Genomic DNA, 21,896 nt, shown 5'->3' with positions numbered 1-21,896 from the left:
AAGAACTTAAGTAATTGGGGTAGCTTTCACTTCACCAGTCTGGGCATTACGACTTACTTGCAGGACGGTATCCATTGCATCTGCACCCATCCGAGCAGCTATTTCCGGGCAGGGTTTACTGGCATAGGTGTTAACTTGGATATTATCTTTTTTCTCCAAGCTGACTTCTTGTCGCCCATATTTCAGGACAGTTGACATCCAAATTAATTCGTCCATAAACCTTTCCATACGGCGAATGTAGGTTGGTTTGTCAATCAAATTACCCGACTCATCAAATAGTTTTTGAACGTTGCTAAAGTTGAGGTCATAGAAAATAGTCATTAGCCCCAACTCCCGCATCACAGGTAAGAGGTTTTGGATTACCCTTGTACCACCAAAGGGGCCTGCGGAAACGCCGCACAGTCCAACGGCTTTATGAATGTATTCTTTAAGGCAGGTGTCAAGTATGTGTTTGAGTAAACCCGGATAACCGTGGTTATATTCTGGTACAACGATAATTAATCCATCTGCCCGTTCCATAGTTGCAGAAAATTGAGGGTCTTTGAGTGGTTCACCTGCATCATCATTAGCGATCGCTATCTTTCTAATATCGATCAGTTCGGTTTCTAAGCGATCGCGTGCTGCAACCTGCTCAACGATAAATTTAGCAACGTGTTCACTCTGGCGACCTTGACGAGAAGTACCAAGGATAACTGGAATAAATAAGGATGAATCTGACATAGTTTTTTCTCCCTACTGTTCTTGATAGTTCCAAAGTAGTCCACCATCCACAAAGAAAGTGCTACCTGTAATGTAGTCAGCATCATCAGAAGCCAGAAACGCCACTAAAGAAGCAACATCTTGTGGTTGACCCAAGCGACCAAGCGGAATATTTTTTAATAGCGCACCCAACTTTTGTGGGTCATTCAACAGCTTAGTATTAATCGGAGTTTCTATTGCTCCTGGCGCAACAGTATTAATCGTGATCCCCAAAGCACCCAACTCAACAGCTAAGTTACGAGCGAGCATTTTCATTCCGCCTTTGCTAGCACAGTAAGCTGTGAAATTAGGAAATGGTAGTTCTTCATGCACCGAACTAATATTAATAATTTTTCCAGTTCGTTTAGTTTCAATCAGGTGTTGTACAAAAGTTTGAGTGGCAAAGAAAACACCTTTTAAATTGACATTCATTACAGCGTCGTAATCTGCTTCTGTGACATCCCAAAATGGTGCGTGTTTTTCAATGCCAGCATTATTTACTAAAATATCTAGCTTGCCGAAATGGTTAATACTTTCTGCAATCAGTTGGCGTACTTCATCGACACTACCCAAATCTGCTTGAACTGTATAACCATGCGATTTTGGACACTGAGCTACATGACAATTACCACCAATCGCTTCCACTTTTGCTAAAGTATCCTCTGCTCCTTCTGGGTGAGAACGATAGTTAATTACCACATTCGCCCCTGCTTGAGCTAGACCGAGAACAATTCCCTGTCCAATTCCTTGACTACTCCCAGTTACTAGGGCAACTTTTCCTTCTAGTTTCATAAACTTTCTCCTAGTGATTGATTTTTAAGTTGTTGATTAATATTTACTAACTCAAACTAGCAGCGCCAAAAGTAGCATTAAACTTGCGACACCAGATAGCGATGGATTTGTAGTCTGCTAAATTGATATTTTGAGGAATGGAATATGTTTGAGCGCCACTATATTTTTGCAACGGAGCTATGATAAAATAATCTCCCTTTTTTAAAGGATAGGATGGTGGCTTAGTTAAATTAATCACGTTATCTGAACGATGCAAAATTACTACTAAATCTGGCCCTGATTCAGAAGTTTTAAATGACTCATCAAGCTCTAGAAATGATTTGCCGTCTTTAGTGGTAATACTAGCTTTTCCTTGAGTTTTTTGTTCTCCAGAAGCAAATGTGCCTGACTTCATAACAGTTGAATTTGGAGATTGTGCTGACTTGCCTAACGGTTTCGCCTGAGTTGAAGACATGGGAACAGAGGCATTCACAGCTATAGGACTTTCATTAGCCTGGTTCTTTGAGACTTCGGGGACACAGCCAACCATGACCAGAGAAGACAAACCCAGTATTAATAAATGTCTTAATTTCATAATTTAAATTCCTCAATGCCTCAATCAGCAATATAGCTGTTGGCTTGAACTTTAAACTGATTATTGCTTAAATAATTTATCTACGAATTATGAATAGATAAGGATTGATATCTAAAAAACTGATATTTCCCTTAGAAACTTCTTACAGATTTCTCAGCAAAATTTAAATTTTTAAGTTACGGTTATAAATGTAAAAAAAGATACAATACTTGTTAGTAGCCTGATGTTTGCTTGCTATTTGTCGTATAAATTTACATTTATTTAAGTAAAAATTCATACTTTTTCTGCATAAATAGCACATTTATCTAGTAAAATTTCCCCATCAAAATTATTAGGATATCCAGAGTTAATACCTGGAAAATTCAATATTTAATATTTGATTTTTTAAATTATTTTGCTAAACCATGCAACAAGCATCCATGAGCAAAGCCGATGATGAAGAAATGTTGTTGCAACAGCCTTGGCAGCGCGAGCGGCAGATAATAGCACGTTTGTCCTCTTTGAACTATCGCACTGGTGAAATAGGTAGCTATTTACACAACATTGCCTGTGGAGTCAGCGAACTGATTGCAGTTGATTGGACGGTTGTTACCTTTTGCCAAGAGGGGTTTGAAACTATTCTAGCGAGTAGTCTGGAAATGTCCGAAGATACACCTCGTGTTTATGCACTGCATGGTAGATTGATTGGTACAGTTATGCAAGTTGGGCGCACATTAGCTGTTGAGGATGCTGTGGCTAATCCAGAATATGGTAAACCTGCGCCAGGTTATCGAGCATATTTAGGGATACCTTTGCAAACTACTGAAGGTCAAGTCTTCGGTACTGTTTGCTCTTTTCATCGGCAAGCGAGGGAATTTACTAAAGAAGAAATCCAAATTGTGGAATTGTTCGCTGAACGTGCTGCTACTGCCATCGATCATTATCATCTTTACCAGCAGCAGTGCCAATTCAATCATATCCTGGAGACTGAGGTAGAAAAACGCACCGCAGAACTACAAGCAGCCCAAGCCAAGCTTTTAGAACAGGAACGGCTAGCAGCTATTGGTGAATTTGCGGCGATGATTGTGCATGAAATTCGCAATCCACTAACAACAATGATTATGGGATTGAAGTATTTTAAAAAAACTGTTCTGACTGAAGCGGCTCTTGAACGATTATCGCTGGCACTTAGTGAGGCTAGTCGGCTAGAAAATCTGCTGAGTGAAATTTTGCTTTATGCCAAACCTCAGGTATTGCAACTGTGTGAATTGGATGTGAATGAATTTATTTGTGAATTACTGATGCCAATGTCTGAGATGCCAGAAGCACTCTCACGGCAAATCGAATTTATTCCAGCGCTACCTATAGTCAAAATCTTAGCAGATAAAGATAAGTTAAAACAAGTGTTTATTAATATTGTCCGCAATGCTTGTGAGGCAGTCTCAGCCGGAGATACGATCAAATGGGAAGTGGATAATTCGTCTCCTGATAAAATCTGCATTAATGTCTGCAATGGTGGTGAGCCAATTCCTTCAGAAGTTTTGTCAAAGCTAACGCAGCCGTTCTTTTCCACAAAACCAAGCGGTACTGGGTTAGGGCTTGCTATTAGCAAACGTATCGTCAATGCTCATGGTGGAGAATTATCTATTGAATCTGACACTGTGATAGGTACTAAGGTAAGTATTCAATTACCTGTGGTTGGTCTTGGGAGCCTTTAAACGGATAGCATTTTTGACGGATCGAGCAAATACCTAAAAAGTTTACAATCTTGTTAAGTTGCGATCGCTCTTACCATTGTCATCTTCTGAGGAGCGCTCTTGAGTAAGTAACTTGAGTGAATCTCCCATGCGGCGAGGTTTTGGTATTTTGCCTTTACCGGATGGCCAACCTTCACGCTGACGGGAGCGATCGCCATCTGTCTCTTCTGTCTGGTCATGGAATAAAATTTGCTGTGTGGGAAAGGGTAAATCGATACCGTTTTCAACTAACGTTTTCTTAATTGTAGATAGCACCTTGTCCCGTGAGGCAAGGTCGTCTGCACGTCGTGGCGGGTTGATCCACCAACGAACGCGGATATTAACGGTGCTTTCGGCAAGTTCCATGAGCAGCACATCAGGAGCAGGATCTTTCAGTACTTCCGGCACACTATGCAATGCTTCAAGCATTAACTTTTTGGCTCGGTCTATATCATCGCCATAACCAATACCGACATCATACTGTAGTCGGCGATTTTCAAAGGCAGTGTTTACAGTTACCGAATTAGTGAACAATTCTGAGTTAGGAATTACAATGCGACGACCATCGTAAGTTCTAATTGTTGTCGCTCGTGTCTGAATATTTTCTACAGTTCCCTCAAAGTCTTTAAAAACTATTTGGTCATTAATTTGGAACGGCTCTGTCAAAAGAATCAGAATCCCAGCTAAGAAATTTTGCAGAATGTCACGAAATGCAAAGCCGATCGCTACGCCGCTAATCCCCAGTAGTTGTATCAAATCTCCGGCTCGGAATGTGGGTATTACAATCGACAAAGCAACAAATAGCCCGATTAACAATATTGTACCTTGCGCCAAGCGTCCCAGTACTAGTCCTAGATTCCGAGCTTGGTGGCGATCGCGAGTTAATCGTTTAACTACTCTCTTAATTTCTCTAGCCACCGCGAAGAAGATTGCAAAGACAATCAATGCCAGCACGATATTCGGCAGTAGGACAATGAATCCGTTAATCATTCCCTGGACTCTGTCCCAGAGTGCGGATATATCTGCATTCATGATCTTATCTTGCTTAATTAGTCAACGTTAATAAGCGTATAAAAAGATTTTGATATTTAACTCCACCTTTAGTTAGTTTTTCCTATCTATAAATAGAATGAAAAATTTATCTTAGGGTAAGATAACAGGATTTTAGATATTAGACATAAGAATAAAAATGAATGTATAGAGGTAGCAGTGTTACCTCTATATAAAAGTTGAGAATAACACATATTTAAATTCGGTCAATATCAATTTTATTTGTGAGGAAAATCTGATTTTTCTCCTCTGACCTCTTGCACCTGACTGACTTCAAAAAGTAAGAAAAAACTTAAGCCCCCTAAAGCGATTGCAAATATTATTTATCAAAACTCCTCCAAATCAAATGATTTTAGATTCTGGATTTTAAACAAAAGTTTTAGCATAGAATATCGTTATCAAGATAAATAATGCATTAGATAGCAACATTTACTTCTAGAAATCACGATGAAAGAGGAAGTCGAACTGTAAATGTACTACCTAGCCCAGGTTGACTTTGAACGTGAATATTACCTTTATGCGCTCTGGCGATCGCGATTGCGATGGCTAATCCTAAACCCGAACCGCCAGAGGTACGAGAGCGATCGCGATCTACTCGGTAGAAGCGATCAAAAATTCGCTCTTGATGTTCAACAGCAATACCAATTCCTGTATCTTCAACTTTAATCATGGCGTAAAGCTCAATTTTTTCTAAAAAAACTGTGACTTTTCCACCGCTAGATGTAGCTTGAATTGCATTAGCAATTAAGTTGGAAATTAAGCGATAAAGCTGTTCTTCATTTCCCATCACATACAGTTTTTCTGAGACTTGCACCTGTTTAGAGAGATTTACTTTAGTTTCTACTGCCAAAAATGCTAATTCTTCTGTTAAATCGCTAATTAAATCATTTAAACAGCAAGACTGATATTCTCCTGCTAGTTCTTTTTGGTCTATCCTGGTTAATAGCAATAAATCTCCAACTAATTGTGATAGTCGCCGATTTTGGCGTTTGAGTACATCTAAAATTCCCCCATTGGATTTTGGTTCTTGCTGTAATTTGATAGCAGCTTCAATAGTAGAGTACATTGCTGCTAAAGGTGTGCGAAACTCATGGGCGGCATCAGCAGTAAATTGTTGCATTTGTTGGTAGGAAAGATATACAGGTTGCATTGCCCTTCCTGCCAACCACCAACTAGACAAACCAACGAAAATCATCGAAATTGGCAATCCCAACACCAAAGCTAATCTTAAATAAATCAGATGTTGGTCTAAATCAGTAATACTACGCGCCACTTGTAAATAACCCGAAACCTGGTTTTGAGTATATAAAGGTAAAGTAATTTCGCGGTATCGAGTGCCAGAGGAATCTGTTAATATTTGCCAATGCTCTACTGCTGAGTTAATCGGAAAATTGTCAAATTCCATGCCTCCACTAGCAAAAAGTTTTCCTGAGCGATCCAATAATCGTATATAGTAATTAACTGAATTCGCCGCCTCTGCGATTGATTTTTTAATGGATGTTCTTTTGGGCAAACAACTGGTCTGACCTACACATAATTCTAAAGAAAACTCTTTATTCAGGCGTTGTAATTGTCCGGGTTGTTGCCAAGCCGGTTCAATACTTTTATGGAGTGCATTTGCGACTGATTGCAATCCCTGGTCTATGGTTTCATAGTAGGCATGGGCAACCACACTATAAACCCCCAAACTAGATAGTCCTAAAATACCGCCCATGACGAGGGTATACCAAGCTGCTAGGCGCAACCGAGTCTGGTGAAAGATGGGATTGCGTTCCATATTTCTATAATCTTGGTGAAAGTGTCATTTCCAATTCGCAATTTCTAATTCGCAATTCGCAATTATTACCCCCTAACTAAAGTTAGAGGCTTGGATCTTGATACTACGTATTTTGATTTTTACATAATTAAAATTAGGGGCAATGATCTTGAAGGATGAATCAATTATTTAATTACATCCGCAATTGCGAATTGCGAATTGTTCGGTCGTTGTCGAGTTAGCAGAAATTATATGCCTATTTCCGCAGCCGGAATATTCATACGATAGCCCACACCATAAACAGTTTCAATTAAAGATTCGTTCTCTTCTTCTCCTAATTTGCGTCTCAATAAGCGAATTTGTGCGGCTACAACATTACTAACTGGTTCTGTACCAATTTCCCAAAGCTGATTAATAATTTGGTCGCGGCTGACAATTTGGTTAGGATGTCTCATGAAATATTCTAACAATTGAAATTCCTTAACAGTTAAAGAAAATACTTGCTTTTGGGCGTCACTATACTGGCGAGTAAGTTCATGAGTGCTGTAATTGAGTGTCAGACAGCCTACTTGTAAGCGGCGAGGTTGGACTTGAGGTGTAAGGGTTGCTCCTACGTAAGAGGATCGCCTTTGTAATGCCCGCAATCTTGCCAGCAGTTCTGCCATATCAAAGGGTTTAACTAAATAATCATCTGCACCGCTATCTAGACCAATAATCTTTTCTTCCATCCGGTCTTTAGCCGTTAGCATTAATACAGGTAGAATTAATTGGCGCGATCGCAACCATTTACACAACTCTATCCCCGATACTCCAGGCAGCATCCAATCAAAAATCGCAAGTGTGTACTCAGTCCAGCCAGTTTCTAAATATTGCCATGCCTGAGTACCATCTAGAAACCAGTCAACTATATACGCCTCATGGCTTAGGACTTGTTTGATTGCTGCACCTAAATCTGCTTCATCCTCAACTAATATCAGCCGCATAGTCAAGTCGCTTCGCTCCAATTAAAAATTAAAAATTATTAATTAAAAATTGCAATCAGTGTTAGCTCTATACCCCAAATTAATTAAAAATTATTATTATTTTTAATTAAAAAAAGGTCAATTCAATGCTAAAAGCCTTCTTTCAATATGCTTTCACAAGAAAGTGAAATAATTATGAAATTTAGATTCTACTTAAGACTGATGTCTGCATAGTTTTTAAATCCATAAAAAAATGATATTTTAATGAAATCTTTCTCCTTATCAAGGCTTTGTTGGGTTTCGCTGCCGCTCAACCCAAGCGTATTAACTTATCACTGGTAAAAGGCGTTCAAAGTGCAGAATAGTCGGATTATGAGAGTTTAATCATGCCAACTTCAACTGATTTCAAAGATTATTACAACATTTTGGGAGTTTATAAAACTGCAACTCCTGACGATATTAAGCGAGCTTACCGCAAACTTGCTCGCAAATATCACCTGCGGCGATCGCAGTAGTAGCGGCAATGATTTCTTGTGAGAAATGACTGAACAAAGCATAGCCTAGAAGTGCAGCAATACCAGAAATGATGGCAATTCCTCCCCAGAAACCCGCTTTTAACCAGAGTGGAAACATGATTAATTCGTAATTCGTAATTCGTAATTAAAATTATTGGCTTAGGTGGCTTGCATTTCTCCACCTTGGGGTTTTGATAGGGCTTGTAATTCTTCCCAACTATAGTGACTAGGTAGTTCAATTGGTTTGTGATCTGCTCCTAATCCTAAGCCTACTGTTGGTTGGAGTTCTTCAATGAATTGCTCGGTGTATCCTACCAGTTCATTGGCTGCAACTCCAAGTGCGATCGCACCTGCAATGCCACCAATTGCAGCACCAACCTTACCACCAATTGAGCGGCCTAGTGCGGCTCCGGCAATTCCGCCTCCGGCTGCTCCCAATCCTGTTGCAATAGGATTAGTATTTGGGGGCGTTTGATTTTCATTTTCTCGGTTAGAAGTAGAGTGTTCTTCGTTCATAATCTGTTTCTCCTTGAAACTATAATCAGCATGAAACTACTTCTGGCTCAGGTGTACCAGAAGCCACAGAGCAAAGCGTTCTAGTCCAACCAACGCTCTAAGAAATAATTCAGCAAGGTTCGCAGCAAAACGATCGCTCCTAAATTCAAAATATCCTGGCGGGTGGGTGCTACTGCTGTCCGTAAAATATCGCTGGCGACAGTAAATTCCAACGTTCAGCTATGCGTTAAGGAAGCGTTGCTGCAAGCAGATCGCCAACGCGCAAAGCATTTGCCATAATCGTGAGCGTGGGGTTAACTCCCGAATTTGAGGGAAAGAAACTACTATCTACAACATAAAGATTCTCGACATCATGAGTACGGCAATTGAGATCCAGGACTGAGGTTTTAGGATCTGTGCCAAATCGACAACTACCGCATTGATGAGCAACTGCTTGTTCTGGTATATGAGTGCGGGGATAAATGCTAAATGGCAAGACGTGTTTAGCAGAACCAGGGATTGATTTGAGTACAGATGTCCATCGGTGAATTAAGCGATCGCTTGCTTCAATATTATTCAGTGTATAGTCAACATGAATCTTGTCGCCCACTACCCGAATCCGATTATTTGGATCTGGTAAATCCTCTGTTTGCAACCACCAGCCAACTGATCGCTCGGCCAGCAAATGGCGCTCAAAATGAGGAATCAGCTTGACAAATGGAGCCATTAGTGGGGGTGCTTCTCCGGGAATCATATCAGCTAGGACATTACCTGTATTCTGAATCATGCCCATCGGATAAGGAAAATCTGGCTCTCCCCAGTAAAAATCGTTGACAGCGATCGTTTTTTGAAAGTTGGCGTGATTCACCTCTAGATGTATGGAAACTATAGCCGTTTCCAGTTGCTTCATGAAATTCCGTCCCACCTGATCGGAACTATTTGCTAATCCGTTGGGATGTTTGTCATTAGCAGAGCGTAACAGCAAAGCAGCTGAGTTGACAGAACCACAGGCAACAACCACAATATCGCTTGTGAACCAATGTTGCTCTCCTGCAATTTCAGTTTCTACCTTCGTCACTTCTCGCCCCGACTCACTGGTATGTAGCCGCAAGACTTTGGCGTTAGTTAAGAGAGTAACATTGGTATACTTTTCACGAGTCGGACGAATGGCGTTGACATCAGCATCGGCTTTTGCTTGTACCAGACAGGGATATCCGTCAAAAGTATCGCAGCGAATGCAGGGGCTATTTAGGCGATCGCTTTCATTGAGCTTTAATCCTAGTGGTAAATGAAATGGGTAGTAACCCAGTTCCCGAATGCCATCAGCAAGAGACTGCATATCTGGTTCATGACTCACTGGGGAATAAGGATATGGTTCGCTGCGAGGTGGTTCGGTAGGGTCTTCTCCTTCCTGTCCATGCACGTCATATAGCTTTTCTGCTTGGGTGTAGTATGGCTCAAAGTCTTGATACTTCAAAGGCCATTCTGGAGAAATTCCTTCTTTATGAATTACCTTTTCAAAATCTCGCTCCCGGAATCTAATTAGGGCTGCACCGTAGAGTTTGGTATTGCCGCCAACCCAGTAACCTGTCTGAGGCTTAAACGCTTTATTTTCCTTGTTATACCATTGCTCATCAGTATGGTAACGATGTTTTTGATAGACTTCCTCTGGATTCCAGTTTGCTTTTTCTCTCGGTAAAAAGTCGCCTCTTTCCAATACTAGAATTTTTTTACCTGTGGGTGCAAGGCGGTGGGCTAATGTACCTCCACCAGCTCCTGTACCGATAATAATGATGTCGTAATGTTCTGTGATGCTAGTCATAATTGATAATTAGTAATTTCATATTAATTACGGTTTAATTTCTTTGATGCCACAAACTAATTTGGCAATATTTTAAATTAATTTATAAGTTTTATCAAAATTTAAATAGCTCTAAAGACAGATTCTTATGCTTAGACTAAAGCTTCAACTAAAAGATTGCTTCTCTCTAATGGATTAATATTTATTTATGTCTAAAGACAGATTATTATTTCATTTTAATTTCATTTTTTATTTCTATTGTGTGAATTAGCCATATAATCTATTTACAAAAAGAGTAAATAAATTTTGTTTGGCATTTTTAATGAATCTATTAATTCGATTGTGTTAAAACATATTTAATTTTGAAATAAAAATAGTCTTTTAATGCAATCTTCTATAAATATGGTTCAATATTAATGGAAATTAATAAAGTAAGAATTAAGTTTATGATAATTAACTTCAATGTTGGATTTAAGAACTGATGAAAATAGCTAGGAATTTTATACCCATTTTGTTGTACGATATTTAATATACATATACAGAATTTTAATATTATTTTAGACTTGCTATTTATCGTCAGTAGCCAAGTTAAATAACAGGAGATTTCTATGCCTGAAGCTATTGAAATTTATGACGATCGCCTGCGTGCTATTGTACGCCCAGGAGTCTCACTTCAAAAGCTTGCCAACGGTGCAGTCCATAGCGAGGGGCCTGTTTACTTCCACGAAGATGACAGTGTTGTATGGAGTGATGCTCATGGCAATCGCCTGTTGCGGTGGAGTCCCACTGACAATGTGACTGTCTTACGAGATCCATCTGATTACCAAAGCGGTAATTACCGAGACTTAGAGGGTCGTCTGGTTGCCTGTTCCTCTGGTTTGCGTGCTATCATCCGACGCGAAGACAATGGTGAATGGAAGGTTTTAGTCGATCGCTACCAAGGCAAACGCCTGAACAGTCCAAATGATTTAGTAGTCAAAAGCGATGGTACAATTTGGTTCACCGATCCGCCTTATGGGATTACCGAGCCAAACCAAGGTTACGGCGGCGAACAGGAACAACCCGGAAGTTACGTATATCGCTTTGACCCGGCAACAGGTGAGATTTATCCTGTAGTAACAGACATGGTGCGCCCGAATGGGTTGGCTTTCAGTCCAGACGAAAGCATGCTGTATGTTTCAGATACAGCTGCGTTTAATATTCCTGGGGGGCCTCACTATATTCGTGTCTATGAGTTTGTGGCCGATGGCTATGTAAAGAATGGGCGTGTATTTGCAGTCATTGAGCCAGGACAACCGGATGGACTGCGGGTTGACGAACATGGCAATGTTTTTACTAGTTCTCAAGATAGCGTGCAGATATACGCCCCCGACGGAACTCGCTTAGGAAAAATTTTTGTACCGGAGACATCAGCTAACCTGACTTTCGGTGGTAAGGAAAGCGATCGCCTATTTATCACAGCCGGTCATTCGTTATATGTTATCGACCTTAATACCCGTGGTGTACAACTATGATTTATCAATTTGGGTTGGGTGTAGCGTTAAGCCAGGCTATTCCGAAGGAACTCGCTTTTTTACTAGCTGCATTTAATTTCCCACAGTTAAGTCCACACTTGTTAAGTTCACTTTCTCCTGCGTATCCTGACGGATTCCCAGGATTGGCACTTTTACTTCTCAGAGTTAGCGTTGGCTGGTTGTTTATATTACACGGCTATCCCAAAATAACGCATCTTCGACGGTGGGCTGAGTCTCTAAAAACGCCTGTCTTTCTTTGCTTTTTATCAGCTGCATCGATGTTAGGTGGCGGAATTTTTCTGATTATTGGATTCCTCACACTCTTAGCAACTTTGCCTATTCTCTGCTCAATGATTTTTGCAATATATTTGCACATCACTGGAAGTAAGCCTTTTGTAGCTCAAGATCCATACTTAATTCCTCAAGATCAGTATCAAGGTGCTTTAGGACAAGGTGAACCGCCAAGTTGGGAAAAGGCGTTTATGTATTGCGTTATGCTGATTGCGATCGCAGTTTTAGGCCCTGGTGCTTATTCGCTTGATGCTTCGATTTTTGGACGATAAAAGGCTTTTAACTTTCAATTGACTTATTCCACAATCAGCAAGACTCCGTGTCCGTCAGGATCTTTAACTAAACAACCTTGGCGGTAAGGACTTGTACTATCTGCAAACTGCACAATCCGCGACGATACAAACTGAACTCTGTTACGCCGTAGCTTATCTACTAACTGCTCAAGATTATTAACAACAAGCTCAATTTGGATATGTGCAATATCGCAACTTTTCCAGTCACTCGGCATTGGGCGACCTTTTTCAGGCACAAGATAGTCTAACAGTTCAATTCCCATACCATCTTGAACAGGTCGCAATGCTGTAATTTTGACTTCGGCTCCTGGTAAATTATCCAAGCGAGATTGGGTTGCACGCCAGTTGAGACTGCGGCTATCAATTTGCATTCCCAGGAGGTTGCAGTAAAAGTGTAGACTCTGCTCGGTATTGGAAATAGCAATTGCACTATGGTCGATTCCCAAAAATAAGCGATGACTATTTTGATGCCATTTATCTTTTCCTTTATCAGGCGGAAACCAAATTAACTCTAAATCATGACCATCAGGGTCTTTAAACTTAAAAGCGCGGACACCACCAGATGCTTCATTCTCAGGTGGTATTGTCTGGGGAGCAACTGAAATTGGTTCAATGGGAAATGAACGCAAGTGAGCATAAGCACGATCCATATCACTCACTACAATTGCCAAATGTTGAAACCACAGGTCATTACTTTGTGAATCGCTGGGGATGGGTTTACCCTGAATATTAAGATACTCCATCAACTCGATAAGTTCATCACCTAATCGTAAAGTGACAATGCGAATTTTTGCTCCAGGTACGCCTTCTAAATCGCTGTAATCCTCTCCTTCAACAGTAATGTCAGAAACTAGTTCAAAAGCAAGTGCTTGTGTATAGAAATCCAAAGAGCGATCGCAGTTTGTTACTGTTAAACCAATAGCTCTAATTCTTTGTACTTGTACATCGGTTTGACTAGACATACTTAACAGCCTTTGTACTTACAATTAACATTCTGTTAAAGGAGATTATGTCAAAGGTTAAAAACTTTTTCCCACTCTCTATTCCTTATCTACTTTTATCCTCGTCTCCCAATATTTTTAATAATTTTCTAGCAGCTAAAACACCTAAAAATCCTGCACCAACTACTTCCACTGCTTGCACGACTTTTTTACCTACATCATGAGGGTCAAGGTGTTGATGGAAAACCTCTTCATCCACCCATTCTGTTGTTGCTTTAAAGTCATGAATTGGTGTTGGTAATAGTGTTAAATAAGTGCCTTGACGGATTAAATGCCCTGATTCGCCTGCAACTTCAAAAACATTGAAAATGTTAGCAGCAGCATCATTTAACCCTAATTTTAAGAGAGTTCCTCGGATGTTAACCTTAACAGGTTTGAGTTCTTCTCCTAGAGCGATCGCTTTCAAATTCTGGGCAATATTAGCTCCTTGTTGATAAGCAACTTGGGCTGTAGGTGGTAGTGAACTACCCTGAACTGCTGCACAATCACCGCCTGCAAAAACTTCTGGAAAGTCGAGCAGTCGCATAGTAGGAGTGACTAGGGGACGGTTATGATGATCCCGATGTTCTTTGGGAATTGGTAAGTCTTGAATCAGTGGATGAATGGAAGTACCAGCAGTCCAAATTGTGGTATATGCTGGCAGTATGTTAACTTGATTATTACTCTTATATTCAATTGTGTTAGGGTGAATAGCAGTGGCTTCTGCTCCCGTCAGAATTTCAATTGGTATAGTGCGTTTTTGTAATTCTTTCTCCGCAATTGGGCGTAGTGGATCGTTAATATCGCCATCAAGGATTTTTTGACCATGATTAAGCAATATCACCCGAATTTCACTTGAATTGCCTCCTAAAGCACTATACCAATGTGGTAGAAGATCCGCTAAAGTAGCTGCCATTTCTACACCACTTGCACCACCACCAACTATGACTGCTGTTAATAGTTTTCGGCGTTGTTCTACATCTTCCGTTTGGATAGCTTTTTGCAAACAGTCACGTAAATGATGGTCAAGAGCGATCGCATCTGCTTCTGTCCAAAAAGGAAAAGCGTATTCTTTAGCACCTTCAAGATGATGGTAAGCAGTAACACTACCCAAAGCTAAGACTAAGTTACTGTAGTTGTATGAGTTTCCCGAAGCTAATTTAACTTCCCGTTCATGCAAGTCTATTGATTGCACTGTATCTTGCACAAAGATGACACCACTACCTTTTAGTAGTTCCGAAAAACGCGGAACTACCTGAAAGCTATCCATTTCGCCATCGAAATATTCATATAGTAATGGCTTAAAGCAAAAGCTTTCGTTTTGATCGATCAAAATTACAGAGCGAGGATAATGTTCGTGAGCTAGGTGTAAGGCTGTAAATAAGCCAGTGAAGCCACCACCAAGAATCACAGTTTGATAAACTGGGTTGCTCATAAAATATCTCTTTTACCAAATTCATAACTCACTTTTATATAATTACTCCTTTTGGTAAGGTAAAACTTAAAAAAGTCTAAACTTTTACCAATAGAAAAAGCGATCGACTATGGCGACCACTTTCTTTATAGATAAAAAATTATTTCTTATTTAGCTATATTCCATCTACGTTTCAGCTACCGAGAGAAGCATTTCCAGACAAAATTGGTATGTTATTTAATACACCTGACAGGGGTTCATCTCCTTTCGGTTCTTGTGTGTTGAGGTTGAAACTTCCTTGAATTAATCCCTGCTGAGGAGATGAGGCGCCGACATTAACTTGATTTGCGTATATTTGAACAGATCCATTACCATTCACAGTGTTTATACCATTATCATTACCAATTCCTCCTACTACTAGCATTGATTGTGCATCACTCAATTCTTCTAACAAGCTAGTTTCCAAGTCGGCAATTTTGTTGTTTGTCATAACTTCCTTCGTTCATTAATTCCCAATATTTGAATTTAACCATTTATTACCCGCTAATTTAAACTTTCTTAACAGGATAATCAAGGGTTACTACAAAATCATCCTACTTTTCCTACTTTTCCTACTTGACCAAATAAGTACTAGACCTCTTGCAAAAATCACTTTTGCAAGAGAGGGAGAAGGGTAAAGGTTAAAGGAGAAGGGGACGATACAGAACTTTTTCCCCCGCCCCTTATCCCCAGAGGGGACCTCACCTTCCCCTTTTCCCTACAAATGCCAAGAAGTCTATGCTATTGCTAGAAAGATTACCCCATACTCGTTTCAGCCTTAGTGTACAATTTAAATGAAGGTACAAATAAAAGCCAAAAAGCTTGTGTTTGAAAGAGTTTGCAATTGCTTTTGTAATTCGTGCCGGGGTTTCGTTATTAAGGGGTAAGCTTTGGTGCGACGAATTAGCTAGCTATACGAATATAAATAACGCAATTAAAAAGACGCTGAGGAATAAAGCGAAAGCAATAGCATATTCGACTCTGCGACTAAAAAATCCCACAGCAGCAATTAGAGCGATCGCTAGCCCAATAATGCCAGCATATTGCTCTTTTTGTAATCCGCGTGCAATTAGTGGATCTTGAGCTGGTGCTGGAGTTCCCTGTACTGCTTTTGGTGCGAGTTCTGAAGCTGGTATATCTTGCAAGTATAAATTCATCAAATTACTCCTTAAATAACTGTGGTTTCTGAATGTTTTTATGTTCGCCAAAGGTAGAGAAGTGAGAATAGAAAGACCCAAACTACATCAACAAAGTGCCAAAAAAGGGTAGTCGCACTTGTCCCGAAGTGAGTTTTATTATAGTTGCCTGGGATGAATGAACGAATCAGCATAATTATCTGAAGCACAACACCAGCCAAAACGTGTAGACCGTGGAAACCTGTTAGTAAGTAAAATGTCGAACCAACTAACCCTGTAGTAATTTTGAAGTCGAGATTTTTCCACTCAATTAGCAGACCAACTAAAAAGTAACTCCCAATTGCGATCGTTATTAACCATAGCCAACGGAATTTATTGAGTTGATTATGTTTGAGGGCATTTTCTGCTGGTTGAATAACAAAGCTGCTAGAAAGCAATACTACCGTATTAATAACCACAAGTGTAGACAATTCCGGCCCCGAAATACCGGGCGGTAGCCAGTTTTTAGTAGTCAGTCGTAGAGCTACATAAGTAAAGATAAAACTCAAAAAAATGATACTTTCTGACAGCAGGAATACCGTAAAGCCGAACATTCCTTTACCATGATGATCTTCATGGCTACCGCCACCACTTGGTAAGAAGCGCTGTAACCAATTGGGCAAGCGTCGCCGCCACAAATCAAAACGGATTGGACTTTCATCTATATGAGTGCGACGCATAATTCGTAATTCGTAATTCGTAATTCGTAATTAAAATTGGTCTAATTTCTTACTCAATGTTGTTAGAATTTTCGATTACTGAGTACTTTGGATTGCCGTAGTCATAAGGAGGTCTGGTTACAGTTGGAATCTCTTCAAAGTTATCTCGTGGAGGTGGTGAAGAGGTTGTCCATTCCAATCCAGTAGCGTGCCAAGGATTGTCAACTGCTCGCGGCCCGTAAAGCCAAGAGCCTACTATGTTAGCAATAAAAGGCAGTGTGGATGCTCCTAGTAAGAATGATGCCAAGCTAGCGATGACGTTCCATCCTTGATATTGCGGATCGTAGGAAGAAACTCGGCGTAGCATTCCTTGTAAACCTAATGGGTGCATAGAGAAGAAGGTAATATTGGCAGGAATAAAGGTCAGCCAAAAATGTAACTTGCCCCAACCTTCAGCATACATTCTTCCAGTTATTTTGGGAAACCAGTAGTAAATTGCCGCGAAGATTGCCATTGTGATCGTATTAAAAACGATGTAATGGAAGTGTCCCACAACAAAGTAAGTGTTATTAACGTGGATATCAAAGGGCGTGGCAGCAAGCATTACACCAGTAACACCGCCAAAAATAAACATGGCTGCACCTCCCATCGCAAACAGCATTGGTGTCTCTAGATGTAGCTTGCTTCTCCAGATGGTGGCAGTCCAAGCGAAGGCTTTAATACCAGTGGGTATGGCAACTAACATTGAGGTAGCCATAAAGGTCATCCGCATCCAACCGGGGGTGGCACTGGTGAACATGTGATGTACCCAAACGAAGATGCTGATTAAAGCAATACCCAAGGTTGCGATCGCCACTGACCGATAACCAAATAGAGGATTGCGAGAAAATGCAGGCAAAACCTCAGCAAAAATACCGAAGGCTGGTAGTGCCATGATATAAACTGCTGGGTGAGAGTAGAACCAAAATAGGTGTTGATAAATAATTGGATCGCCATTCCCATCCGGTTTAAAGAATTGTGTGCCAACGGATAGGTCAAGCAACAACAGGATCAATGCACCCGTCAAGGCAGGTAAATTAATCAGTTGCAATAACTGGGCGCTGAAAACTGACCAAACAAACACAGGCATCCGAAAAAATGTCATTCCTGGGGCCCGCATCCAAAAGATGGTTGTCACAAAGTTGACAGCCCCCATGATGGAAGAGATGCCTATTAAAACTAGGCTAACTATCCAAATAAATTCACCGTTAATCAGTTCACCGCCTGGAATTTGCAGACTAATTGGCGGATAAGACCACCAGCCAGATTGTGCAGTGCCGTTTGGGAGGAAGAAACTAGATAGTAGTAAAAGACCTGCGGGTGGCAAAATCCAAAAAGAGATGGCGTTGAGCAAGGGAAAAGACATATCCCGCGCTCCAATCATAAGTGGCACTAAGTAATTAGAAAGCCCTGCATTGAAGGGAATAATCCACAGGAAAATCATGATTGTCCCGTGCATGGTGAACAAACCGTTATAAAGTGGGCGATCAACCAAATTTGATTCTGGGGTGAGTAACTCAGCCCGAATCAGCATCGCCAACAGCCCGCCAATCAGGAAAAACATGAAGGTCATCACCATATACTGAATTCCAATCACCTTATGATCGGTGTTGAAACTAAAATATTCCCGCCAATTATTACCCTCTTGGTTCTGATAATTTTTCGATTCTCGATCCCCGGTAATATCTTGACTAAAATCATGTGTCATTATTTAGCTTCCTTTTATTGGCAATACCAGGTTGAGCAGGTGTGACGGTGTACCAGCCGCTATTAAACAATGTTTTTGGTGGTTGGATATTTTCGGCAACCGCCTGATTGACAGGGTTTTGTTCGCTATTAGCAGTTTGCGTGAGCCACTGATTGTATTGATCAAGGGATTCAACGTATACATCCGTTTCCATTAAGGCAAAGTAAGTACCGCTAAATTGAGAATCTTTCAACCGATATTTGCCTAAGCGAATGGGTGTTAGTACAATATCAATGTCGCGCCCTGGAATAATATCCTGCTTTAAGCGAAACTCAGGGACGTAAAAACCGTGAATTACATCCTGCGCTTGCAGATTTAAGCGAGTGCTTTGATTAATAGGCAGATGTAGTTGATTGCTTGTAACATTATTTGGATAACGAAAAGACCAATCCCACTGCTTAACGAGAACATCAATAGTTTCAGATGCAGGTTTGGGGACATCGCTGATGGTTGCGGCGGAGGCAGATTCTATGGGTGTGTGCAAATGCACGATTTCGGTTAAACCTAAAATATTTAACTGCTGATAAATATTGAAGCTTTGGAAAGCAATCCACACTACCAACAAAGTTGGGGTTGCTGTCCACAATATTTCTAGCCTCGCATCACCTCTAGAGGGGTGTCCCTCGGTGTAATCTTCTGGAGGAGCGCGATGGAATGCGATCGCATAAACCATAACGCCAACCAGCCCAAGCAAGATAAATGCTCCAATTGAGACTAAGAAGCTAAATAAATCATCTACCCGTTGTGCTTCTGCTGTAGCTTGCGGAGGCATCCAAGAAAACGCCTGTTGCCCAATCCACCGACTGACGACGAGCAACACTGCTACATAAACCGCTATTAATACATATTCAAAAACACTAAACATAAAATTCAATAAATTCTCGTTTAATTATTTGTTGTAAACATTTTTAGAAATGGTATTAGCAGCAGTAACATGAATCCCAAACTCTTCTCCCAAATGCGCTCCCAATGTTCCGTGGACGAATAATATGCCTAGCATCGCAATCCCTGCTAACAAGTAACTCCACTGCACTTGTCTAGAAGCATCCTGACGCCAGCGATAGCGTTGTAAACCTCTCCATACAGTCATGGCGACAATGATCCCCAACAGCAAAACGCCACCCAAACCATGTAAAAGCATCGTCCAACCAGGACTCAACCCCCAAGCACTCTTTTGATCGACTGGTGGATTTGCCAAAAGTAGCTCAAAAAAACCAGCCGCAACCGTAAAAAATGTAATTGCTGCTGCTGCTATGAGGTTGTACCAGCCGACATCAAAAAAGCTAGAACGGATAGTAGCCAATCCCAAAAATTTGAAAATTGGTTTTTCTAAAGAAAACAGCACTCCTGCTATATCAAAAAGAATGGCAATAATAAATAAACCAAGGGTTAGATGTACTAACTGCGGATGTATAGGAATCTCATAAGGTAATCCGTTAGCGCCCAACCGTAATCTCAACTGCTCAATCAGTTGCGGGTTCATGGTGAAACTCCCTGTTTCATGGCTTGAACTACAGGCTCAACGTGCAATCCATACACCCAAAACAGTTTACTCCCCAAATACACTTGCAAAAACACTAGGCAGACTAACAATGTTGCAGCCCCCAAGTAAGCAGGTGGTACTTTTCGGGGATTGCGGTTGCGAATCACAAAACGCCAAGCTGCGATCGCCGCAACAATCGCCGCCAGTGACCAACCCAAGACGGTATGATAATTCAGTGTTGACTGGGCTGCTTTCTGGGCTTGTGCTAGTCCTGCTTCAAATTGACCAAAGATAATTGCAATGAAAATTGCGATCGCTGCAACAAACATATTCCAGAAACTCACCTCAAACAAACGCGTGTTGCGGGTGAAATAGCCTAGAACATCACAGAAGAAAGAAAAAAACACCATCGCAATCACAAAGTGAACGATAATTGGGTGCAAAGGATCGGGGTATGGTAAATTCTGGCTATTAAGAGGTAAGGCAGACATCGCTTGTTCCTTGGGGTATCAGGATCGGTGATTACTAAAGAAATCCATTGAATTTTATCATCAATAATCATACACGCCTAAAAATATCCATCTCTACAAGATTAATCAATCACTTTAGTAAATGGTTACTTGTCATTAATCAAACTCTTGTATAAATAAATTAATATCAAAAAATTTAAATTATATAAAATCTATCTCCCACCTAAGAAAGACATGCAACTGACTTCATCCTTTAAAGATTTCATCCAATAATGAAATCGTGATGAAATTTTTATAGTTCTTTCGGTAGAGATATTTATTATTCCAATGGCTAGAAGCGTTAATTCTTGCAAACCTCTAAAGTAATGCCAGAATCACAAAAATAACTGTCAAAAATTAAACACATAAGCAAAACGTGTAATTGGTATAAAAATTTCATTTCAATGTAGAACAGCTTGCTTCAATTTGGATTCAATCATAAGTTTTCAATATCAGCTATCCTCAAACTTTGCAAATGAAAATACATAGCAAAAATTCTGAAAAAGTATTATGAGTTATTCCCCTTATCTGCTTAAAGGTCAAAAAGCACTTGTGACAGGTGCTAGTTCTGGAATTGGTGAAGCGATCGCTCGCTATTTGGCTGCGTCAGGTGCAGCAGTAGCTATCAACTACCGTTCTGAAGCTGAATCAGCCCAAAAAATTGTTGATGATATCAAAGCTGCTAATGGTGAAGCTTTTGCCATACAAGCCGATGTCAGCAAAGAAGACCAAGTAAAGGCAATGTTCAGCCAAACCCTTAAACAATTTGGCACTATTGATATTTTAGTAAGTAATGCAGGCATTCAAAAAGACTCAGCATTTATAGATATGACTCTCGATCAATGGAATGCAGTGATTGGGATAAATCTAACGGGACAATTCTTATGTGCTAGGGAAGCTGCAAAGGAATTTTTGCGGCGAGGTGTGAAGCCTGATATTTCATGTGCGGCAGGTAAGATTATTTGTATGAGTTCCGTACATCAGGTAATTCCTTGGGCTGGTCATGTTAATTATGCTACGAGTAAGGGTGGTATTAATATGATGATGCAAAGTATTGCCCAAGAACTTGCTCCTCACAAAATTCGGGTTAATAGTATTGCTCCTGGTGCAATCAAAACCCCAATTAATAAATCAGCTTGGGATACCCCAGAAGCAGAGGCAAATTTACTAAAACTAATTCCAGCGAAACGTGTGGGAGATGTAGAAGACATCGCCAAAGCAGCAGTTTGGTTGGCTTCTGATGACTCTGATTATGTCAACGGTACAACGCTATTTGTAGATGGTGGAATGACTTTGTATCCAGGTTTTACAGACAATGGTTAAGATAATTCGTAATTCGTATTTAAGTTTTGTAA

23 protein-coding genes and 1 pseudogene are annotated in these 21,896 nt (G+C 40.4%); 5 read left to right on the top strand and 19 right to left on the bottom strand.

Annotated elements, in window-relative coordinates; genetic code table 11:
• Nucleotides 1-6: 6 nt before the first annotated feature.
• The 3 genes from RMZ43_RS10575 to RMZ43_RS10565 are packed head-to-tail and all read right to left on the bottom strand — an operon-like array spanning nucleotide 7 to nucleotide 2,104.
• On the bottom strand, nucleotides 7-720 hold the full coding sequence (locus RMZ43_RS10575) for an NADPH-dependent FMN reductase (protein WP_322654046.1): 714 nt from the start codon (nucleotides 718-720) through the stop codon (nucleotides 7-9).
• A 12-nt stretch (nucleotides 721-732) separates the two neighbouring features.
• Entirely contained in the window at nucleotides 733-1,530 is a 798-nt protein-coding gene (locus RMZ43_RS10570; RefSeq protein ID WP_322654047.1) for an SDR family NAD(P)-dependent oxidoreductase, read from the bottom strand.
• 46 nt (nucleotides 1,531-1,576) lie between these two features.
• Complete coding sequence (locus tag RMZ43_RS10565) at nucleotides 1,577-2,104, bottom strand: DM13 domain-containing protein (RefSeq protein ID WP_322654048.1); 528 nt, start codon at nucleotides 2,102-2,104, stop codon at nucleotides 1,577-1,579.
• Between the two features lie 419 nt (nucleotides 2,105-2,523).
• On the opposite strand from RMZ43_RS10565, the gene RMZ43_RS10560 reads away from it, so the two are divergent.
• Complete coding sequence (locus RMZ43_RS10560) at nucleotides 2,524-3,801, top strand: GAF domain-containing sensor histidine kinase (protein WP_322654049.1); 1,278 nt, start codon at nucleotides 2,524-2,526, stop codon at nucleotides 3,799-3,801.
• Between the two features lie 42 nt (nucleotides 3,802-3,843).
• Here the strand turns inward: RMZ43_RS10560 and RMZ43_RS10555 are convergent, their stop codons facing one another.
• The 3 genes from RMZ43_RS10555 to rppA form a co-directional block, all read right to left on the bottom strand.
• Complete coding sequence (locus tag RMZ43_RS10555) at nucleotides 3,844-4,851, bottom strand: mechanosensitive ion channel family protein (RefSeq protein ID WP_322649613.1); 1,008 nt, start codon at nucleotides 4,849-4,851, stop codon at nucleotides 3,844-3,846.
• A 460-nt stretch (nucleotides 4,852-5,311) separates the two neighbouring features.
• Nucleotides 5,312-6,646, bottom strand: a complete 1,335-nt coding sequence (gene rppB, locus RMZ43_RS10550; protein ID WP_322649614.1) for a two-component system sensor histidine kinase RppB — start codon at nucleotides 6,644-6,646, stop codon at nucleotides 5,312-5,314.
• A gap of 227 nt (nucleotides 6,647-6,873) precedes the next feature.
• Entirely contained in the window at nucleotides 6,874-7,608 is a 735-nt protein-coding gene (gene rppA / locus RMZ43_RS10545) for a two-component system response regulator RppA (protein ID WP_322654050.1), read from the bottom strand.
• A gap of 365 nt (nucleotides 7,609-7,973) precedes the next feature.
• On the opposite strand from rppA, the pseudogene RMZ43_RS10540 reads away from it, so the two are divergent.
• A pseudogene (locus RMZ43_RS10540) lies at nucleotides 7,974-8,084 on the top strand (DnaJ domain-containing protein); the annotation flags it as partial.
• Here the strand turns inward: RMZ43_RS10540 and RMZ43_RS10535 are convergent.
• The 4 genes from RMZ43_RS10535 to RMZ43_RS10520 form a co-directional block, all read right to left on the bottom strand.
• Nucleotides 8,047-8,220: a hypothetical protein gene (locus RMZ43_RS10535; protein ID WP_322649712.1), complete on the bottom strand. Its 174-nt coding sequence runs from the start codon at nucleotides 8,218-8,220 to the stop codon at nucleotides 8,047-8,049. The pseudogene RMZ43_RS10540 and the gene RMZ43_RS10535 sit on opposite strands and share 38 nt — an antisense overlap.
• A 41-nt stretch (nucleotides 8,221-8,261) precedes the next feature.
• Entirely contained in the window at nucleotides 8,262-8,618 is a 357-nt protein-coding gene (locus RMZ43_RS10530; protein ID WP_322649616.1) for a hypothetical protein, read from the bottom strand.
• An 80-nt stretch (nucleotides 8,619-8,698) separates the two neighbouring features.
• Nucleotides 8,699-8,830, bottom strand: coding sequence for a DUF1622 domain-containing protein (locus tag RMZ43_RS10525; RefSeq protein ID WP_322649617.1), 132 nt, complete (start codon nucleotides 8,828-8,830; stop codon nucleotides 8,699-8,701).
• Nucleotides 8,831-8,844: 14 nt separating this feature from the next.
• Nucleotides 8,845-10,419: a GMC family oxidoreductase gene (locus RMZ43_RS10520; protein WP_322654051.1), complete on the bottom strand. Its 1,575-nt coding sequence runs from the start codon at nucleotides 10,417-10,419 to the stop codon at nucleotides 8,845-8,847.
• 587 nt (nucleotides 10,420-11,006) lie between these two features.
• Between RMZ43_RS10520 and RMZ43_RS10515 the strand changes: the two genes are divergently transcribed.
• Nucleotides 11,007-11,912 (top strand): SMP-30/gluconolactonase/LRE family protein, encoded by a 906-nt coding sequence (locus RMZ43_RS10515; protein WP_322654052.1) that lies wholly within the window; start codon nucleotides 11,007-11,009, stop codon nucleotides 11,910-11,912.
• A complete protein-coding gene (locus tag RMZ43_RS10510; protein WP_322654053.1) occupies nucleotides 11,909-12,475 on the top strand; it encodes a DoxX family protein in 567 nt (188 codons plus the stop codon). The genes RMZ43_RS10515 and RMZ43_RS10510 overlap by 4 nt, the downstream gene beginning before the upstream one ends.
• A gap of 23 nt (nucleotides 12,476-12,498) precedes the next feature.
• Here the strand turns inward: RMZ43_RS10510 and RMZ43_RS10505 are convergent, their stop codons facing one another.
• The 9 genes from RMZ43_RS10505 to RMZ43_RS10465 form a co-directional block, all read right to left on the bottom strand.
• Entirely contained in the window at nucleotides 12,499-13,458 is a 960-nt protein-coding gene (locus RMZ43_RS10505; RefSeq protein WP_322654054.1) for a VOC family protein, read from the bottom strand.
• 85 nt (nucleotides 13,459-13,543) lie between these two features.
• Nucleotides 13,544-14,911, bottom strand: coding sequence for an NAD(P)/FAD-dependent oxidoreductase (locus RMZ43_RS10500; RefSeq protein WP_322654055.1), 1,368 nt, complete (start codon nucleotides 14,909-14,911; stop codon nucleotides 13,544-13,546).
• A 172-nt stretch (nucleotides 14,912-15,083) separates the two neighbouring features.
• Entirely contained in the window at nucleotides 15,084-15,380 is a 297-nt protein-coding gene (locus RMZ43_RS10495) for a hypothetical protein (protein ID WP_322654056.1), read from the bottom strand.
• 460 nt (nucleotides 15,381-15,840) lie between these two features.
• The gene (locus RMZ43_RS10490; protein WP_322654057.1) at nucleotides 15,841-16,086 is read right to left on the bottom strand and encodes a hypothetical protein; all 246 of its coding nucleotides are present in this window, start codon (nucleotides 16,084-16,086) and stop codon (nucleotides 15,841-15,843) included.
• Nucleotides 16,087-16,124: 38 nt separating this feature from the next.
• Nucleotides 16,125-16,787, bottom strand: coding sequence for a cytochrome c oxidase subunit 3 (locus RMZ43_RS10485; protein WP_428850718.1), 663 nt, complete (start codon nucleotides 16,785-16,787; stop codon nucleotides 16,125-16,127).
• A gap of 46 nt (nucleotides 16,788-16,833) precedes the next feature.
• Nucleotides 16,834-18,510 carry a cytochrome c oxidase subunit I gene (locus RMZ43_RS10480; protein WP_322654059.1) on the bottom strand — a complete coding sequence of 559 codons (1,677 nt, stop codon included), beginning with the start codon at nucleotides 18,508-18,510 and terminating at the stop codon, nucleotides 16,834-16,836.
• On the bottom strand, nucleotides 18,500-19,414 hold the full coding sequence (locus RMZ43_RS10475; protein ID WP_322654060.1) for a cytochrome c oxidase subunit II: 915 nt from the start codon (nucleotides 19,412-19,414) through the stop codon (nucleotides 18,500-18,502). Before RMZ43_RS10475 ends, RMZ43_RS10480 begins: the two co-directional genes overlap by 11 nt.
• 24 nt (nucleotides 19,415-19,438) lie before the next feature.
• Complete coding sequence (locus RMZ43_RS10470; protein WP_322654061.1) at nucleotides 19,439-20,032, bottom strand: DUF2231 domain-containing protein; 594 nt, start codon at nucleotides 20,030-20,032, stop codon at nucleotides 19,439-19,441.
• Nucleotides 20,029-20,523: a DUF2231 domain-containing protein gene (locus tag RMZ43_RS10465; RefSeq protein ID WP_322649628.1), complete on the bottom strand. Its 495-nt coding sequence runs from the start codon at nucleotides 20,521-20,523 to the stop codon at nucleotides 20,029-20,031. Before RMZ43_RS10465 ends, RMZ43_RS10470 begins: the two co-directional genes overlap by 4 nt.
• A 528-nt stretch (nucleotides 20,524-21,051) precedes the next feature.
• Between RMZ43_RS10465 and RMZ43_RS10460 the strand changes: the two genes are divergently transcribed.
• Nucleotides 21,052-21,864: an SDR family oxidoreductase gene (locus RMZ43_RS10460; RefSeq protein WP_322649629.1), complete on the top strand. Its 813-nt coding sequence runs from the start codon at nucleotides 21,052-21,054 to the stop codon at nucleotides 21,862-21,864.
• Nucleotides 21,865-21,896 lie beyond the last annotated feature (32 nt).

The organism is Nostoc sp. CmiVER01 (genome assembly GCF_034531135.2).
Taxonomy (GTDB): Bacteria; Cyanobacteriota; Cyanobacteriia; order Cyanobacteriales; family Nostocaceae; genus Nostoc.
This window is presented reverse-complemented; position numbering and strand designations above follow the sequence as displayed.

Bases quoted from the DNA above. Each gene is read 5' to 3' on its own strand.
- RMZ43_RS10575 (WP_322654046.1), bottom strand. From the start codon at position 720: ATGTCAGATTCATCCTTATTTATTCCAGTTATCCTTGGTACTTCTCGT.
- RMZ43_RS10570 (WP_322654047.1), bottom strand. From the start codon at position 1,530: ATGAAACTAGAAGGAAAAGTTGCCCTAGTAACTGGGAGTAGTCAAGGA.
- RMZ43_RS10565 (WP_322654048.1), bottom strand. From the start codon at position 2,104: ATGAAATTAAGACATTTATTAATACTGGGTTTGTCTTCTCTGGTCATG.
- RMZ43_RS10560 (WP_322654049.1), top strand. From the start codon at position 2,524: ATGAGCAAAGCCGATGATGAAGAAATGTTGTTGCAACAGCCTTGGCAG.
- RMZ43_RS10555 (WP_322649613.1), bottom strand. From the start codon at position 4,851: ATGAATGCAGATATATCCGCACTCTGGGACAGAGTCCAGGGAATGATT.
- rppB (WP_322649614.1), bottom strand. From the start codon at position 6,646: ATGGAACGCAATCCCATCTTTCACCAGACTCGGTTGCGCCTAGCAGCT.
- rppA (WP_322654050.1), bottom strand. From the start codon at position 7,608: ATGCGGCTGATATTAGTTGAGGATGAAGCAGATTTAGGTGCAGCAATC.
- RMZ43_RS10535 (WP_322649712.1), bottom strand. From the start codon at position 8,220: ATGTTTCCACTCTGGTTAAAAGCGGGTTTCTGGGGAGGAATTGCCATC.
- RMZ43_RS10530 (WP_322649616.1), bottom strand. From the start codon at position 8,618: ATGAACGAAGAACACTCTACTTCTAACCGAGAAAATGAAAATCAAACG.
- RMZ43_RS10520 (WP_322654051.1), bottom strand. From the start codon at position 10,419: ATGACTAGCATCACAGAACATTACGACATCATTATTATCGGTACAGGA.
- RMZ43_RS10515 (WP_322654052.1), top strand. From the start codon at position 11,007: ATGCCTGAAGCTATTGAAATTTATGACGATCGCCTGCGTGCTATTGTA.
- RMZ43_RS10510 (WP_322654053.1), top strand. From the start codon at position 11,909: ATGATTTATCAATTTGGGTTGGGTGTAGCGTTAAGCCAGGCTATTCCG.
- RMZ43_RS10505 (WP_322654054.1), bottom strand. From the start codon at position 13,458: ATGTCTAGTCAAACCGATGTACAAGTACAAAGAATTAGAGCTATTGGT.
- RMZ43_RS10500 (WP_322654055.1), bottom strand. From the start codon at position 14,911: ATGAGCAACCCAGTTTATCAAACTGTGATTCTTGGTGGTGGCTTCACT.
- RMZ43_RS10495 (WP_322654056.1), bottom strand. From the start codon at position 15,380: ATGACAAACAACAAAATTGCCGACTTGGAAACTAGCTTGTTAGAAGAA.
- RMZ43_RS10490 (WP_322654057.1), bottom strand. From the start codon at position 16,086: ATGAATTTATACTTGCAAGATATACCAGCTTCAGAACTCGCACCAAAA.
- RMZ43_RS10480 (WP_322654059.1), bottom strand. From the start codon at position 18,510: ATGACACATGATTTTAGTCAAGATATTACCGGGGATCGAGAATCGAAA.
- RMZ43_RS10475 (WP_322654060.1), bottom strand. From the start codon at position 19,414: ATGTTTAGTGTTTTTGAATATGTATTAATAGCGGTTTATGTAGCAGTG.
- RMZ43_RS10470 (WP_322654061.1), bottom strand. From the start codon at position 20,032: ATGAACCCGCAACTGATTGAGCAGTTGAGATTACGGTTGGGCGCTAAC.
- RMZ43_RS10465 (WP_322649628.1), bottom strand. From the start codon at position 20,523: ATGTCTGCCTTACCTCTTAATAGCCAGAATTTACCATACCCCGATCCT.
- RMZ43_RS10460 (WP_322649629.1), top strand. From the start codon at position 21,052: ATGAGTTATTCCCCTTATCTGCTTAAAGGTCAAAAAGCACTTGTGACA.